This window comes from Rhodococcus globerulus NBRC 14531 (assembly GCF_001894805.1).
Classification (GTDB): Bacteria; Actinomycetota; Actinomycetes; order Mycobacteriales; family Mycobacteriaceae; genus Rhodococcus_F; species Rhodococcus_F globerula.
In genome coordinates, this window is the sequence record NZ_BCWX01000002.1 from 143,199 (window position 1) to 158,473 (window position 15,275).

At 62.0% G+C, this 15,275-nt stretch carries 15 protein-coding genes; 1 reads left to right on the plus strand and 14 read right to left on the minus strand.

The annotated features are described in order from the left end of the window. Positions 1-2: 2 nt before the first annotated feature. The 14 genes from RG2_RS09245 to RG2_RS09310 all read right to left on the minus strand — a co-directional run bounded on the left by RG2_RS09245 (position 3) and on the right by RG2_RS09310 (position 14,374). Positions 3-935: a D-isomer specific 2-hydroxyacid dehydrogenase family protein gene (locus tag RG2_RS09245; RefSeq protein ID WP_033232897.1), complete on the minus strand. Its 933-nt coding sequence runs from the start codon at positions 933-935 to the stop codon at positions 3-5. 9 nt (positions 936-944) lie between these two features. Continuing rightward, positions 945-1,343, minus strand: a complete 399-nt coding sequence (locus RG2_RS09250; RefSeq protein ID WP_033232898.1) for an ectoine synthase — start codon at positions 1,341-1,343, stop codon at positions 945-947. 16 nt (positions 1,344-1,359) lie between these two features. Then, entirely contained in the window at positions 1,360-2,622 is a 1,263-nt protein-coding gene (gene ectB, locus RG2_RS09255) for a diaminobutyrate--2-oxoglutarate transaminase (protein ID WP_033232899.1), read from the minus strand. A gap of 48 nt (positions 2,623-2,670) precedes the next feature. Next, positions 2,671-3,186, minus strand: coding sequence for a diaminobutyrate acetyltransferase (gene ectA / locus RG2_RS09260; RefSeq protein ID WP_033232901.1), 516 nt, complete (start codon positions 3,184-3,186; stop codon positions 2,671-2,673). A 140-nt stretch (positions 3,187-3,326) separates the two neighbouring features. Then, positions 3,327-5,426: a RecQ family ATP-dependent DNA helicase gene (locus tag RG2_RS09265; protein ID WP_116538800.1), complete on the minus strand. Its 2,100-nt coding sequence runs from the start codon at positions 5,424-5,426 to the stop codon at positions 3,327-3,329. A 39-nt stretch (positions 5,427-5,465) separates the two neighbouring features. Further along, positions 5,466-5,942 (minus strand): GyrI-like domain-containing protein, encoded by a 477-nt coding sequence (locus RG2_RS09270; RefSeq protein WP_051730376.1) that lies wholly within the window; start codon positions 5,940-5,942, stop codon positions 5,466-5,468. A gap of 3 nt (positions 5,943-5,945) precedes the next feature. After that, complete coding sequence (locus RG2_RS09275) at positions 5,946-6,812, minus strand: ribokinase (protein ID WP_033232903.1); 867 nt, start codon at positions 6,810-6,812, stop codon at positions 5,946-5,948. Continuing rightward, positions 6,809-8,254 carry an MFS transporter gene (locus tag RG2_RS09280; RefSeq protein ID WP_033232904.1) on the minus strand — a complete coding sequence of 482 codons (1,446 nt, stop codon included), beginning with the start codon at positions 8,252-8,254 and terminating at the stop codon, positions 6,809-6,811. Before RG2_RS09280 ends, RG2_RS09275 begins: the two co-directional genes overlap by 4 nt. Positions 8,255-8,472: 218 nt before the next feature. Continuing rightward, the gene (locus tag RG2_RS09285; RefSeq protein WP_033232905.1) at positions 8,473-8,907 is read right to left on the minus strand and encodes a nucleoside deaminase; all 435 of its coding nucleotides are present in this window, start codon (positions 8,905-8,907) and stop codon (positions 8,473-8,475) included. Beyond that, a complete protein-coding gene (locus RG2_RS09290; protein WP_033232908.1) occupies positions 8,904-9,881 on the minus strand; it encodes an ornithine cyclodeaminase family protein in 978 nt (325 codons plus the stop codon). The genes RG2_RS09285 and RG2_RS09290 overlap by 4 nt, the downstream gene beginning before the upstream one ends. A gap of 10 nt (positions 9,882-9,891) precedes the next feature. Then, complete coding sequence (locus RG2_RS09295) at positions 9,892-10,821, minus strand: ABC transporter permease (RefSeq protein WP_033232910.1); 930 nt, start codon at positions 10,819-10,821, stop codon at positions 9,892-9,894. Next, positions 10,818-11,894 carry an ABC transporter permease gene (locus RG2_RS09300; protein ID WP_033232915.1) on the minus strand — a complete coding sequence of 359 codons (1,077 nt, stop codon included), beginning with the start codon at positions 11,892-11,894 and terminating at the stop codon, positions 10,818-10,820. The genes RG2_RS09295 and RG2_RS09300 overlap by 4 nt, the downstream gene beginning before the upstream one ends. Continuing rightward, positions 11,891-13,393 (minus strand): ABC transporter ATP-binding protein, encoded by a 1,503-nt coding sequence (locus RG2_RS09305; protein WP_033232917.1) that lies wholly within the window; start codon positions 13,391-13,393, stop codon positions 11,891-11,893. Before RG2_RS09305 ends, RG2_RS09300 begins: the two co-directional genes overlap by 4 nt. Positions 13,394-13,396: 3 nt before the next feature. After that, the gene (locus RG2_RS09310; protein WP_033232919.1) at positions 13,397-14,374 is read right to left on the minus strand and encodes a BMP family protein; all 978 of its coding nucleotides are present in this window, start codon (positions 14,372-14,374) and stop codon (positions 13,397-13,399) included. Positions 14,375-14,544: 170 nt separating this feature from the next. On the opposite strand from RG2_RS09310, the gene RG2_RS09315 reads away from it, so the two are divergent. Beyond that, complete coding sequence (locus RG2_RS09315; protein WP_033233170.1) at positions 14,545-15,267, plus strand: GntR family transcriptional regulator; 723 nt, start codon at positions 14,545-14,547, stop codon at positions 15,265-15,267. Positions 15,268-15,275 lie beyond the last annotated feature (8 nt).

A 15,275-nucleotide genomic window follows, 5' to 3' on the forward strand; every position in this document is an offset into this window, starting at 1 on the left:
GATCAGTAGCCCGCGATTGGATCGACCAGTGCTGCGAGGGTCTCTCCGTTCGCAAACCGCGTCACGTTCTTGGACACGTGATCGGCGAACGCGGCCGGCCGCACTCCGGGGGGATTGGAATCGTGGGGAGTGATGATGGCGTTGGTCAGATCCCACAGCGGGTGGCCGTCGGGTAGCGGTTCGGGATCGGTGACGTCGAGTCCGGCGCCGCCGATCCGTTCCGTCGCGATCGCGTCCACCAGCGCATCGGTGTCCACGAGGGAACCGCGGGCGACGTTGATCACCCAGGAGTGTGGCTTCATCGCGGCGAGTTGCGTCGCTCCGATGAGATGGCGGGTTTCGGGCGTTGCCGGGGCCGCGATGACGAAGTGATCTGCGCGAGAAAAGATTTCGTTCATACGCATTGCCGGGTAGGTCGACACGGCGCCGGGCACGGGGCTGCCGCTGCGATTGACTGCGATGCTGTCCGCCCCCTGTGCGGCCAGCATCGGGATCAACGCACGGCCGATCCCACCGGCGCCGATAATGGCCACGGTGGAACCCCGCAGTGTGCCGACCTTCGAGAAGAACTCGAACTGACGCCACGTCTTTGCCTCGATGTGGGCCGGCAGATGTTTGACTCCGGCCAGCAGCAACATCAGGGCGTGCTCTGCCACCGACGACGAGAACGCGCCCGCAGCAGACGTCCACGTGATGTAGGTGTCCTTCGGAATCACCCCGGCCTCGAACCAGTCCTCGATCCCGGCCGAGGGGAGCTGCACCCACCGGATCGACGGCGGCAAATCCCTCGGAAACGAATCCGGTGATCCGGCCCAGATCAGGGCGTCGGCCGACTCGAGCGGACTGATCAAACCGCCACCCCGAAGCACAGCACTGTCGAGCAGTGCATCGGGGGACGGGCCGATCGCTACACGTGGTGAGGTGTCAGTCGTCATGGTTTGACGCTACGCGGGCACCTCGACGAGTGGGTAGATTCCGTTCTCGTCATGTACCTCACGCCCGGTGACCGGCGGATTGAACACACACAGCATCCGCATTTCCGTGTCAGGTTCGACGCGGTGACGCTCGTGCCCGTTGAGCAGGTACATCGATCCGGGAGCGAGGTCGTACTCGGTGTTGTTGTCGAGGTCGATCAGCTTTCCGGTGCCTTCGACGAGCCAGACGGCCTCGACGTGGTTGGCGTAGTGGAAGGTGTTGACCGATCCTGCCTTGATGGTGGTCTCGTGGAACGAGAATCCGACGCGGTCGCCACCCAGGACGATGCGCTTGCTGCGCCAGTTGCCGTCCTCGCTGGTGATGTCACGATCGGTGTCGGTGATCTCGGTGGTGGTGCGCACGATCATGGGGGAGTTCCTTTCTCTAGCTGCATACCTTGACGGTCGCTTCGGCCAGAATGGAGAGGCCGTGTTCGATCTCGTCGTCGGTAATCGTCAGCGCGGGAAGCAATTTCACTACCTGGTCGGACGGGCCGGAGGTTTCCGCCAGCAATCCCTCGTCGAATGCCAGTTGGCAGACCTTGCCGGCCCGCTCGGGCTGCTCGAAGACGAGGCCCTGAACCAGGCCCCGGCCGCGGGTCGAGACCTCACCGGGGAACTGATCGGCGAGATTGGCGAAGCACTCGCTGATACGCGCGCCCTTCTTCAGGGTGCTCTTGGTGAGTGCGTCGTCCGACCAGTAGTGATCGAGTGCAACCTTCGACGTCACGAATGCCGGGTTGTTGCCGCGGAACGTTCCGTTGTGCTCGCCCGGGCCCCACACGTCGAGTTCGCGTTTGAACAGGGTGAGTGCCATCGGCATGCCGTAGCCGCCGATCGACTTCGAGAGTGTGACGATATCCGGAACGATGCCGGCCTCTTCGAAGGAGAAGAACGGACCTGTACGGCCACAACCCATTTGGACATCGTCGACGATCAGGAGGATTTCGCGATCGGAGCACAGTGTTGCGAGCGCCCGAAGCCACTCGGGGCGAGCGACATTCACGCCGCCCTCGCCCTGGACCGTCTCGACGATGACTGCGGCGGGACGGTTGATTCCGCTACCCGAATCGTCGAGGACGCGGGAGAACCACTGGAAGTCCTCGGTGACGCCGTCGAAGTAGTTGTCGAACGGCATCGGTGTCGAGTGCACGAGTGGTATGCCCGCGCCGGCGCGCTTCATCGAGTTGCCGGTGACGGACAACGCACCAAGAGTCATGCCGTGGAAAGCGTTGGTGAAGTTGATGACTGCTTCGCGGCCGGTCACCTTACGAGCCAGTTTCAGCGCGGATTCGACGGCATTGGTGCCGGTCGGGCCGGGGAACTGGACTTTGTAGTCCAGGCCGCGGGGTTCCAAGATGTTGCGCTGGAAAGTCTCGAGGAAGTCGCGTTTGGCAACGGTGGACATATCAAGTCCGTGGGTAATTCCGTCGCTGAGAATGTAGTCCACGAGTGCGGATTTCATGACCGGGTTGTTGTGCCCGTAGTTGAGTGCGCCGGCGCCGGCGAAGAAATCCAGGTAGTCGCGGCCGTTCTCGTCACGAATCCAGGATCCGGATGCGCTGGTAAATACTGCGGGCCAATCACGGCAATAGCTGCGAACCTCGGATTCGAGGGTTTCGAAAATGCTTGCTTCAACGGTATTCATATCTTCTTTGTTCCTCCGGGGCAGGTTGTTTACCAACGCGGAAACGCGCTAGTTGCCGATTCGGTACAGATCTTCGGCTTCGTGTCCATCGGGAAAGTTGTTGGGCGAGAACAGGCTCTGCCTACTGATCGGCACATCGCGCCGTCGGGCAAGCGCAGTGAAGAGTGCGATCGAAGCCTCGTTGTCGGGGCTGATCGTCGTCTCCATAGTTGTAACGCCGAGTGGTGCAGTGCGATCCATCAATGCGCCGAGCATGCGGCCGGCAATCGCCTTGCCGCGCTGGTCTTCGTCGACAGCCACCTGCCACACGAACAGGGTTTCCTGCTCGCTGGGGCGGGTGTAGCCGGAAACAAATCCGACCACACGTCCGTCTACTTCCGCAACGATGGACGTTGCACTGAAATCCCTGCACCACAACAGGTATGCATAACTCGAATTGAGGTCGAGCACTCGTGAATCACGTGCGATCTGCCAGAGCCGGACTCCGTCATCGATCTGTGGGCTTCGTAACAACACCGCGTCCGGCGCGGTGGTCGGGATAGCTCTCGTATCAACTGGCTTCATCGGTCATCTGAACGTAACAAGCATCGACACAGAAGTCATGCAGATGTCCGTTTAGGGCCGTGTGGAAGCGGGTACGGCCCAGGTGAGGCCATGTATGTGACGGTCCTCACATTATGTAACTTTTGGTGTTGTCCGAGCGACTATTTGGGGCTCGCGAGCGCCAGTGGGAGGATCGAGTGAGCGCCCGCTTGACGCAATGCGCGGGCTGCCATCGTGAAAGTCCAACCGGTGTCGGCCGTGGCGTCGACCAGGAGCACTGGCCCGCTGTGGGCACTCATATCCGGGACATCCCAGGCGTCAACCAATCCGGCTACGCGATAGGCGGAGTTTGCCGCTGAGACGGGCGGGTGTTCCGGGCGTAGTGACAGCACACCCAGATCTGTGAGTCGACCCACCTGAGCCAACTTTGCTGCGAGGCTGCTGACAAGCAGTGGGTGAGTGTGGGATTCGAGCGCCATCACACCGGTGGGTCGCTCGGCCCAATCCCAGGCCGCCAGCACGCTGATGCAGGCGCTGACCACTGCGTCCGGCGCCTCGGCATCGGGGCCGTCGAGCAACGCGCGCAGGCGCTGGCCCCAACCCAGATCCGACAGGCGACCGAGGATGCGTCCGGATTCGGGCCCGTCCTTGATCTTTCCCGAAAGGTTGACTCCCAGCTTGCTCAGCCCGGTCGGCCACATCTTGCGAGGTTCGAGGTCGAAACCGGGCCGCTGCAAGCGCGCCCGAGTCTCGTCGAGCGCTGCGCTGTCGACGGAAGTGTCGTACCGCTGACCGGTGCAGTTGTCGCAGCGTCCACACTGCGAGTTGTCCGGCGTGAGTCCGGGATCGTCGAGTTGTTCACGGAGAAAAGTCATTCGACAGGTGGTGATGCTCTGGTACTCGACCATGGCGGCCTGCTCGCTCAGGCGAGCTTCGTCGAGACGGCCGTAGCGTTCGGCGTCGTAGACCCACGGTTCGCCGGTGCTGATCCAGCCGCCCTTGACACGTTTGACGGCTCCGTCGACGTCGAGCACTTTGAGCACCATCTCCAGGCGCGTGCGATTCAGTTCGACAAGGGGTTCCAATGCCGGTGTCGATGTTGCCTTTTCGGTGTCCAGGTGCTCGATCACACTGCGTACCAGGTGTTCGCGAGGGAAGGCAACCGACGCGAAGTAGCTCCAGATCTGCTTGTCTTCGGCGCCGGGAAGCAGGATGACGTCGGCGCGATCGGTCGAACGACCGGCGCGGCCGACCTGCTGGTAGTACGAGATCGGCGACGACGGAGCGCCGAGATGGATCACGAAACCGAGATCCGGCTTGTCGAAACCCATTCCGAGTGCAGACGTTGCAACCAGAGCTTTGACGCGGTTGCCCAGCAAGTCCTGTTCCAGGGATTCGCGCTCGGTGGGGTCGGTCTGTCCGGTGTAGGCGGCGACGGTATGCCCACGCTCGGACAGCAGACTTGCCAGATCTCGGGCAGCTGAGACGGTGAGGGTGTAGATGATGCCGGAACCCGGCAAGGTGTCGAGCATCTGCGCAAGCCAGGCTGCGCGCGCTGTTGCCTCGGGAATGTGCACGACGGACAGGTGCAGCGATTCTCGCTCGAGTCCGCCGCGCAGGATCAGTGTTTCCTCGCCGCCCACACCCAGTTGTGCCGAGACGTCGGCCACTACCCGGTCATTGGCCGTAGCCGTTGTCGCGAGGACGGGAATGCCGTCGCCGAGTTCGGCGATCAAGGTGCGGATGCGCCGGTAGTCCGGACGGAAGTCGTGACCCCAGTCGGACACACAGTGCGCCTCGTCCACCACAACGAGGCCCGCATCAGCTGCCAATGACGGCAGCACCTGATCGCGGAAGTCGGGGTTGTTGAGACGCTCGGGGCTGACCAGGAGAACGTCGAGATCGTTGGCAGCTACCCGCGCGTGGATGTCGTCCCACTCGGTGACGTTGCCGGAGTTGATGGTGGCGGCTCGAACACCCGCTCGCTCGGCCGAGGCAACCTGGTTGCGCATCAGGGCCAACAGTGGCGAGACGATGACAGTCGGGCCGTGACCGGACGCACGTAGCAACTTCGCGGAGATGAAGTAGACCGCGGACTTACCCCAGCCCGTGCGCTGCACCACCAGCGCGCGCTTGCGCTGCACCACCAGAGCCTCGATAGCCGTCCACTGGTCCTCGCGCAGGCGGGCGTCTGGCCCGGCGAGTTCACGGAGCAGACGCTCGGCTTCATCGCGCAGTACGGGTGCAGTGGTGGCGGTCATGGCTTCCATGGTGCAGGACGGCACTGACAGGTGGGCGTTTCAGACCTTCTCGATCGGCTGCTGAAGTTCGGTTACCCAGCCGTCGGCGTCACCCGTGAACGCCAAGGTCACCTCGCGGCTCGGCCCGGCCGCGCGGTATCCGCCCTGCTCGATCCAGTGGCCAAGTGCCTGGTAGGCGGGTAGGCAGTTGTCCATCGACCCGGTGTGCAGGAGCGTCGCCATCTGGGGTTCGGCAGGCAGATCGGTCACGGTGAAGTCATATTCGTCACTGAGGTCCGTTTCTACTGGCAAAGCGGCGTGGACGACGGTTTTCGCCCCGTCATCGGCATCTTCGTAGTACGCGATCGCGGGGCCGGTCGGAACCATACCGGCGCGTCCTAATCCGGCGCTGAGCTGGTCGTAGAGTCCTTGGACAACCGGGCCGATCGACGACGGGTCCATGGCTTCGGCGGTGCCGGTCAACTCCGCCACCCGGACGGTGGGCACGGACTTCACGGAAACTTCGTAGTCGGTCATCTTTCAGCCTCGTTTCGGTAAGTGACGCTCGATGGAGGATCGGGTCGGCGATGACACCGCTGCGCCGTTCACAGTAGTTGCGAGAGCGCCTGCGATGGCGGCAAAGTGCAGAGCGCGATCGCTGTCGAGTACCCATTCCACCGCGAAGGCACCGGTGAAGGCGTCACCCGCGCCGGTGGTGTCTACGGGCGTCACCGTCGGGGAATCCGCGTGAACGGTCGTGTCGCGCTCGCGCAGATCGGCACCACCCGCGCCCAGTGTTGTGACGAGGTACGGAACTCGATCGGTGACCGAGCCGAGCTGGGTCGATTCGGTGTGATTCACGATCAGGATGTCCACCGAGCCGATCAGCTCTTCCGGAAGGTCCTGCACCGGTGAGGGATTGAGGATGACGACGGTGCCGTTGCGCCGGGCGTGTCGCGCCGCGGCGGTAACAGTGGCAAGGGGAATTTCGAGCTGGCACAGCAGGATATCCGCGCCAGCGATGGCACCGAGGTCGTCTTCGGTCAACTCGGTGACGGAAGCATTTGCGCCGGCAACCACGATGATGCTGTTTTCGGCGTCAGCGTCGACGGTAATTGCGGCAACTCCACTGGCACCGTTCACGCTACGCAGCAGTGAGGTATCCACCCCGGCGTCGGCGAGAGTGCTGCGCAATTGGGTAGCAAAACCGTCGTCGCCGACTGCGCCGATGAACGTGACGTCACCGCCTGCCTTTGCTGCCGCGATCGCTTGATTACTGCCTTTGCCACCTGGCGTAGTGGCAAAGGCAGTGCCGAGCAGGGTTTCACCGGGGGCAGGAAATCGGGGGACCGAGGTGGTCAGGTCCATGTTGATGCTGCCGACGACAACAATGCGGGGCTTGCTCATACCTCCAGGTTATCGGCGGCAGCAGTTTTCTTCCGTCGAACCCTGCGGATGATCCGCCTGGCCTCTTCGTCGGTGGACACCGCCGGTGGTGAGCCTTCGAGTGGCTTGCGCGCTGTTTCCGGAATCATCAGCACCGCGATGCCGCCGATGACTGCGGCGATCATCATGTACATCGGCGCGACAAGATTGCTACCGGTCGTACTCTCGAGTGCCGTCAAGACCAGGGGAGTGGTGCCGCCGAAGATCGACACGGCAAGGTTGTATCCGATTGCCAAGCCGCCGTATCGGATTCCGGTCGGGAACAGTGCGGGAAGGACCGAGGGGAACACTCCGACAAACAGGAGAAGCAGTCCGCCGAGAATGGCGAGTCCGAGGAAAACGGTGACGTAGTTGCCCACTCCGATCAGCAGGTACGCAGGCAGCGACAACACGAAGAATCCGATGAAACCGCTGAGCAGCAACGGCTTACGTCCCACCCGATCGGATAATTTGCCGACGTAGCTGATGCCGACCATCATGACGAGCATGACCACGATCATGAGAACCAGTCCGTGGGATTCGTCGTAGCCGAGGGTATTTGTCAGATAGGTCGGCATGTAGCTGAGCAGACCGTAGTGAGCGATGTTGTAGGTCGCGACCAGCACGATGCACAGAACAAGTGGTCGCCAGTTCTCGACCAGCGTTTCGCGCAGTTTCTTCCCCGTGGATTCGTCGGCGAGAGAACGTTCTTCGGCCTGTTCCATCTGCTGAAACGCGGGCGTCTCCTCGAGTCGAAGGCGCAGGTAGAGGCCGATCAGGCCGAGAGGCCCGGCAAGGAGAAACGGTATGCGCCAGCCCCACTGGAGGAGCTCTTCCGGGCTGACCACTGTTTGGATGATCGTCACAAGGCTCGCCGCGGCGACATAGCCGGCCAGGGTGCCGAATTCCAGGAAGCTGGAGAAGAAGCCGCGACGCTTGTCCGGCGCGTATTCGGCGACAAACGTACTGGCACCGCCGTATTCGCCGCCCGTGGAAAACCCCTGCAGTAAGCGAAGGAGTACGAGCAGTATCGGCGCGGCCATGCCGATGGATTCATAACTCGGTACGAGGCCGATGGCAAAGGTGCTGCCGGCCATCAGAATTATGGTGGTGGCCAGGACTTTCTTGCGGCCGATGCGGTCACCCAGTGGCCCGAAGAACAGGCCACCCAATGGCCGGACGATGAAGGCAGCAGCGAAGATCGCGAAGGTCGACAGCAATTGCGCACTGCCACTGGCCTCTGGGAAGAACACTTTGCCGATAGTGGTGGCCAGATAGGCGTAGACGCCGAAATCGAACCACTCCATGGCATTTCCGAGCATGGTCGCTTTGACTGCCCGTTTCACCGATGCGTCGTCGGTGACGGTGACATCAGGTGATTCGGCCACTTCGAGAGCGCTGATCGAGTTCTCTGGTGTTGTCATGACATGCGCTCCCCAGCGCAATCATCGAACCGAGCGGGGCACGTACCTGATGCACGCATCTTTGTCTTGCCCACTCGCCGATGAGCCGGTTGGGAACATGATGTCCGCGGGCCCTGTGGCTCGATGCGACCCCCGTCGCTCGGCTCTGGCTCGCGGCAGTGTCCGAAGCCCTGGTGGGCTCCGGACGTCCGGCAAGTAAGACATTCACGGTATCAGCCTCACCCCCGCATGGCGGCGAGGGACTCGGCTTCGAGGAGCGGACCGACGACGGAAACTTCGACATCTGCGGCGGCGATGATCTCCGCGCATCCCAGCTTGAATCGCGGACCGCCGTCGAGGATTTTCGAGAACTCTGATTCCGTCGCCGCAAAAACTATGTGGGTGATGCCCGCCCACACCATTGCGGCGCTGCACATCGGGCATGGTTCACCGCTCGCGAACATCGTCGCATTTGTAGTGGAACCGTCTGCGGCGCCGCGGATCGCGACCAATTCTGCATGCGCCGTCGGGTCACCGGAAGACGTCACTTCGTTGCGGCCTTCGGCAATGACGGTTCCGTTCTCGCCGACGAGTACGGCGCCGAACGGCCGATTGCCGCCACCTGCGGCTTCGGCCGCGAGTGCGATTGCCCGGCGGAGGTGGACGTTGTTCATGCCGTCAAATCCAATTCTGTTCCCACGCCGGCTGCGCGGGCACGGGATAGCAGTATTCGAGCGGTGACAAGGTCTTGAAGGCCGATTCCGACCGAGTTGAACAACGTGATCTGGTCGCTCGATGTGCGCCCAGGCTTCTGTCCGGTTATGACGTGTCCGATTTCGGTGTGAAGGTCTTCAGCGGTGATGGCGCCTTCGGCAATAGCGAGCAGGGCATCTCCGGATTTGGCAAGAGTCGTCGATGTGGCGTCGACGAATAGTGATGCCACTCGCATTCCGGCAGAATCGATTTCGCGCCAATCTCCTCTCGGAGGAGCGCCGACGGCATTGACGTGAAGGCCCGGGTGGAACCAGTCTCCCGACACGATCGGAGAGTGCGACGGCGTCAGCGTGCACAGAATATCGACTGCCGAGGTCACGGCCCTGGGGGATTCGGCTCGCTCGACGGCCAGGTTCAAATCGGCGATACGTTCCTCGAACGTCCGGATCGTGGACGCGGAGCGCGACCAGACGAGAACCTTGTCGATTCCGCGAACGCGTGCAATCGCGCGCGTGTGTTCCACAGCCAAGGTTCCCGCCCCGACAACGCCGAGTACGGTGCTCGTTTTTCTGGAAAGATATTCCGTGGCAACAGCACTGGCTGCGGCCGTACGGATTGCGGTAATTGCTCGCCCGTCGAGTACCGCTTCGCATTCGCCGGTTTCCGCACACGAGAGAATGATCGTAGAGCGCTGAGTCGGCAGGCCGCGAGCGGCATTGGCAGGCATGTCCGAAAGAAGTTTGACCGAACTCGACTGCGCTGTTGCCGCAGTCATCGGAATCGAGTTTCCGCCGTTCGGCAACGGCATCGCGGATGGTTGTGGGTTGAAAGCGTCGCCCCGAGCCAGGTCGGCATGGGCACGCTCGACAGCGTCGTAGATCTCGCTGCGGTCGATCAACGTCGTGATGTCGGAGTGGTTGAGAATCAAAGTCATGAATGGGTCCTTATCGGCTGTTGCCGGTGTAGGGAATGGTCAAGCAGGACGGTGCGCTACGGCTCCCGATGAATCCGCTGATCGCGACGATCGCGATGACATACGGCAGCATGACGAGCAGTGCGTATGGAATGTCGATGCCGAGAGCGGGCAATGCAAACTGCAGTGCTTGTGCGATTCCGAAGAACACGCAGGCATAGACGATGCCGAGTATTCGCCATCCGCCGGCGATGACGGCAACCACTGCGAGGTAGCCGAGGCCACCGGTCATGTTGTCGCTGAACGAATGAACTTCCGAGAGTGCAAGTTGCGAGCCGGCAAGGCCGCCCGCGGCAGCAGCAAGAAGGACACACAGATATCGAACGCGTCGTACCGGTAGTCCGGTCCAATCGGCCGAGAGTGCGTCCTCGCCGATAGCGTCGATGGTCAGACCGGGCACAGTCCGTTTGGAGAACAGAACGGCCATGGCAACGACGAGTGCGATGCAGAGATATCCGAGCAGGGTCTGGCCGAACAAGGTGGGCCCGATAAAAGGTATGTCACTGAGTACGGGGATATCGACGCTGTGGAATCCGTCGATCGATTGACCTTTTCCGTCGGACAGGAGTACTCGGGATCCGAAGGTTGTCAGACCCAAGGCGAGAGCATTTCCGGCGACTCCGATGACGATCTGATCTGCGCGTAGGTGAACGCTTAGATGAGCCTGTGCGATGCCGAAAACGGTGGCCGCGATGACTCCGGCCACCACACCGAGGACGGGGGAGCCGGTGGTAACAGTCGCAAGAACGCTCGCGAAGGCGCCGGTCAGCATCATTCCCTCCATGCTGAGGTTGAGTACACCGGCACGTTCACTGATCGATTCGCCGCTTGCCGCAACCAACAAGGGAATGGCGAAGCTGACTCCGCTGGTAACGATTCCGGTGATCACTGCAGTACTCATACCGATACAACTTCCTGGCTCGGTGCGGGCTTTCTCGTGCGCACGGCGGACGTCGTGGTCCACAGTGCGCTGCCTGCGATGAGGATGATGAGAACGGATTCGACGACTGACACGGTTGCCGCGGGAACACCCACTGCCAGTTGGAGATTGATGCCACCCGAGACGAGGAATCCGAGAAGTAGGGAAACAGCCGCGACTGCCGTCATGGACCCGCGGGCGAGCAAGCCGACAACAAGTCCGGTGAACCCCAATCCGGACGAGAAACCTTCGGCTAAAACGAAAGGTGCGGTGGCGACAATCATGCCCCCGGCGACTCCGGAAAAGGCCCCAGCGGCAGTCAGACTCAGGAATCGGGTTCGATCGACGGAGATTCCGAGACGGTGAGAAGCTTTCTGCGACAAGCCGACCGATTGCAGCTTCAGTCCGATAGCGCTGCGCTGGAGCAGGACTCCCACTGCGACGACTGCGACGAGTGCGATGAGCAGTGCGATGGTTGCGGGTGACTTGTGCAAGCCGAGTAGTGCAAGCTGGCCGGATTCTTTCAGCGGCTCGGACTGTGGAAGGGTCTCGGACGAAGTCACGGGCTGGCGCAGTAGCGCAGGTTCGTGAACAACGAGTACGACGGCCGCGAGACCCACGAAGTTGAGGAGGAGGGTCGTGATGATTTCGCTGGTACCGCGCCGAACCTTCAGGTACGCAGCGATCGACGCCCAGAATGCCCCACCGGCGGCAGCGGACGCCAGTACCAGGACGATGCCCAGTCCGGCCGGAACTCCCTCCGGAAGCGACACACCGACGGCTGTCGCGCAGATGCCTCCCAAGGCCATCTGGCCTTCGCCGCCAACATTGACCAAACCCGCCCGGTAGGCGATGGTGAAGCCCGCTGCGATGAGCATGAGCAGTGCTGCGTTGTTCAAGGACGTGCCGATGGCGAAGGGTGTCCCGAACATGCCGTCGAAAAGCGCTTCAGTGGTCTCGGCCGGGCCGGCACCGGCGGCCGCGGCGAGAAGGAGGCCGATCAGTGCGGCAATCGCGAGGGCGGCCGATCCGATGACCAGTGGGTGTCGTCTCACGCTGCCACTCCCATCATCAGTTCGGTGATCTTGTTCTGTGCAGCAGCAGAATTCGCATCAATCGGTCCCAGCAACTGCCCGCGGTAGGCCACGAAGATCCGGTCGCACACAGCCATCAGTTCGTCCAATTCGCTGGAGATGACAAGCACGGCAGTCCCGGCGTCGGCGACCCGGCGGAGTCTGTCGAGCACAAAGCTGACTGCGCCGATATCGAGACCACGGGTCGGTTGCGCTGCGACCACCGCTGCGAGCCCGTCGATCGAGAGTTCGCGGGCGAGTACAACTTTCTGCTGATTACCCCCGGACAACGAGTGCATCGGGGCGCCAGGGCCATCGGCGCGGATGGAGTATTCGTCGATCGCACTTGCCGTTCGGGCAGCCATCTTGGCGCGGTCGAGCAGTCCGAACCGCGTGTAATCCTTCAACCGGCCGAGAAGCAGGTTGTCGGTGACTGTCAACTCCGAGACGATCCCCTCAGCGTGTCGATCTTCGGGGACCACCCCGAGGCCGATCCTGGTTCGTGCTGCGGGGTCGAGACCCGTGATGTCCACCGCGTCGAGAAGGATTTTCCCGGTGTCTGCCGTTATTGCGCCGGAGAGGATCGAAGCCAACTCGCTCTGGCCGTTACCCTCGACGCCCGCGATACCGACGATTTCACCTCGATACACGGTCAGGTCGACACCGGTGAGTGCTTCGCTTCGATCCGGGCGCGTGAACGAGATGTTGGCGAGTGTCAGTCCGGGCTCGCGCGAAGCGGGGCGCCTGACCACCCGGGCGTGGGAGAGGGGCGCAGCAGAACCCACCATGTCGGTGAGAAGGTCGGAAATCGATGTATCCGTGAGAAGCCCACCGCCACTGACTTTTCCGCCGCGCAGTACCGTTGCCGCGTCGGCTGCGCGGGCGACCTCACCGAGTTTGTGCGTGATGAGTACGACTGATGTGCCGGCCGCGGCCAGTGCATGGCATGTTCCGATCAGTGAATCGATTTCACCGGGGTCGAGGACAGCAGTCGGTTCGTCGAGTAGCACCAGCTCGGGATCTCGTAGCAGAGCTTTGACAATTTCCACTTTCTGGCGAGATCCGACGGGCAGGTCGGACGTCAACGCGTCGAGGTCGACGGTCAAGCCGTACTGCTGTGAGATGACGTCGAGCTTGGCGGTCAGCGCATCGACCGGAAGGCGAAAACCTTTGGTGCCGAGCAGGAGATTCTCACGGACGGTCATGGTCGGAATCAGGGAAAAGTGTTGATGGACCATCGCAATTCCCGCAGCTATGGCGTCGGCGGGGGACTGCGGCGTATAAGTACGGCCGTTGAGTGTCATCGTGCCTGATGACGGTGTCGTGGAGCCGAAGACGATGTTGCACAGCGTCGACTTTCCCGCGCCGTTCTCGCCGAGGATGCAGTGCACCGAGCCCGGGGCGACGGTCATCGTGACATCGGTCAACGCGGATACCGATCCGAAACGCTTGCCAACGCCGTTCAGTGTCAGTGTGGCCATTGGTCAGTACAACTTCACGGTGCCATCGGCCACGGTTGCCTTGGCCTTCGTCAACGCGGCCGCGACTGCGGGGTCGCTGCTGCACAGCACGTAGTCGGTGCCGCCCTTGTCGGAAGTGAGTCCGAAGGGAACCTGTTCGGCGGCCCACGTGCCGTCGAGTGTCGAGGACACCGCGTATTCGATTTCGGTTCCGATGTCGGTGCGGACGTAGCCGAGATAGGTGGGATCGCTGCAGTCGCCGGGGATGGGTCCACCGCTCATGGTGCCGCCGGCTTCGCGGGCAGCCTGCTGCAATCCCTGCTTACCGAGGTTGACGATCTGTCCGAGAACGTCAGCGCCACCGGAAAATTCGGCGCTGGCAGCTTGCTTGGCCTTGGCTGGGTCGTTGAAGTCGCCGACATATTGTGGGCTGAGGACTCGAATATCCGGGCGCGTCAGTGTGGCTCCGGATTGGAATGCCGATGCTGCGTTGACAATTGCGGGGAGTTCCACGCCACCGACAAATCCGACGGTGCCGGTCTTGGACACGCTCGCAGCAACTGCGCCGGAAAGGAATTCGGCTTCGGCCTGCTGGGGGTCGTAGTAGGCCAGATTGTCGAGCGGAACTGCATCGGCCGGGCCGCCGATTTCGACGAACTTGACGTCGGGGAACTGTGCGGCGATTTTTCGGACGTCGGCGTCGGTTTGGCCGCCGACGGAGATGACCAGGTCGTTTGTCGACGCGAATCGCTGGAGGGCTTGCTGGTAGTCCGCTGCGGCGACCTGCTCGACGTAGCTGGCGTCGATCCGGTCGCCGTACGTCTCGACCATTCGCTGGTAGCCGAGGTAGCCGGACTCCATGAAGCCTGTATCCGAGATCGAACCGGGAAAGAAGACGCCGACGGAGAGGGCGTCACTCGACGGTTCGGAGTCGGCTGAACTGCAGGAAGTCAAGGTCAATGCGGTGGCTGCGACTGCTGCGAGTGCGAGAGGAAGTTTCATCGGGTTCTCCTGAGTTCGTTCGAGCACTTAGCGGTATACCGTTAAGTAGAAGAATGGAGGACCCGTATTTCGTCGGTGTTACCGATACGTAAGGGACTGCACACCGCGTCCCGGGGGATCGTGCACCGCTACGCTCAACTCGAGTGCAGAAGAAGATCGAAGGAGTGCCCGTGTCGACAGAAGTTCCGGTGGATACTCGAAAATCATTGCGAGACATCGCCTATGACGAGATTCGTGGCCGCATCGTCAATTTGGTGCTGGCTCCGGGCGCTCGACTGATCGAACGCGATCTGGCTGCTGAATTGAATGTCTCCCGCATCCCGCTGCGCGAGGCGCTCTCACTGCTGCAACAGGATGGACTTGTTGTCCTGGTGCCGAGGCAGGGAGCGATTGTCTCTCCGTTTACCGTCGACGACGTGCGGGACCTCTTCGATGTTCGCGAGAGTCTCGAAGTGCTGGCAGCGAGGCTGGCCGCTGAACGCGCGGACGCCGACTCGCTGAATGCGCTTTCTGCCCAGCTCGAAACAGCGCGGGCGGCAACCGCATTGAACGACAAGCCGGCGATTGCCGCGGCAAACGCACGGTTCCACTCGATGATTGTCGAGATGTCGGCGAACCCGCTGCTCGAGTCGTTGCTCAGGCCACTCGAGGCGCGCGTCCAGTGGCTGTTTCATCTCACCAAAGACCGTGATCCCGGACAACAGTGCGCCGAACACGAACACCTCTATGCGGCGATAGCCGAGCGCGATCCGGATCGCGCTGCTGCATCTGCATTTTCACACGTCCATTCCGGTCGGGAAATGAGCTTGCACCTCGCGTCGATCTGGGCCGAGCGCAGCATCGATCCCGTCGAAGCGACAAAGACTCGACGCCGCGGCCGCCTTCGAAGCTGAGGTGCCTG

What these genes read in the sequence shown, in the direction of transcription:
- RG2_RS09245 (WP_033232897.1), bottom strand. Translation starts at nt 935, where the DNA reads ATGACGACTGACACCTCACCACGTGTAGCGATCGGCCCGTCCCCCGAT.
- RG2_RS09250 (WP_033232898.1), bottom strand. Translation starts at nt 1,343, where the DNA reads ATGATCGTGCGCACCACCACCGAGATCACCGACACCGATCGTGACATC.
- ectB (WP_033232899.1), bottom strand. Translation starts at nt 2,622, where the DNA reads ATGAATACCGTTGAAGCAAGCATTTTCGAAACCCTCGAATCCGAGGTT.
- ectA (WP_033232901.1), bottom strand. Translation starts at nt 3,186, where the DNA reads ATGAAGCCAGTTGATACGAGAGCTATCCCGACCACCGCGCCGGACGCG.
- RG2_RS09265 (WP_116538800.1), bottom strand. Translation starts at nt 5,426, where the DNA reads ATGACCGCCACCACTGCACCCGTACTGCGCGATGAAGCCGAGCGTCTG.
- RG2_RS09270 (WP_051730376.1), bottom strand. Translation starts at nt 5,942, where the DNA reads ATGACCGACTACGAAGTTTCCGTGAAGTCCGTGCCCACCGTCCGGGTG.
- RG2_RS09275 (WP_033232903.1), bottom strand. Translation starts at nt 6,812, where the DNA reads ATGAGCAAGCCCCGCATTGTTGTCGTCGGCAGCATCAACATGGACCTG.
- RG2_RS09280 (WP_033232904.1), bottom strand. Translation starts at nt 8,254, where the DNA reads ATGACAACACCAGAGAACTCGATCAGCGCTCTCGAAGTGGCCGAATCA.
- RG2_RS09285 (WP_033232905.1), bottom strand. Translation starts at nt 8,907, where the DNA reads ATGAACAACGTCCACCTCCGCCGGGCAATCGCACTCGCGGCCGAAGCC.
- RG2_RS09290 (WP_033232908.1), bottom strand. Translation starts at nt 9,881, where the DNA reads ATGACTTTGATTCTCAACCACTCCGACATCACGACGTTGATCGACCGC.
- RG2_RS09295 (WP_033232910.1), bottom strand. Translation starts at nt 10,821, where the DNA reads ATGAGTACTGCAGTGATCACCGGAATCGTTACCAGCGGAGTCAGCTTC.
- RG2_RS09305 (WP_033232917.1), bottom strand. Translation starts at nt 13,393, where the DNA reads ATGGCCACACTGACACTGAACGGCGTTGGCAAGCGTTTCGGATCGGTA.
- RG2_RS09310 (WP_033232919.1), bottom strand. Translation starts at nt 14,374, where the DNA reads ATGAAACTTCCTCTCGCACTCGCAGCAGTCGCAGCCACCGCATTGACC.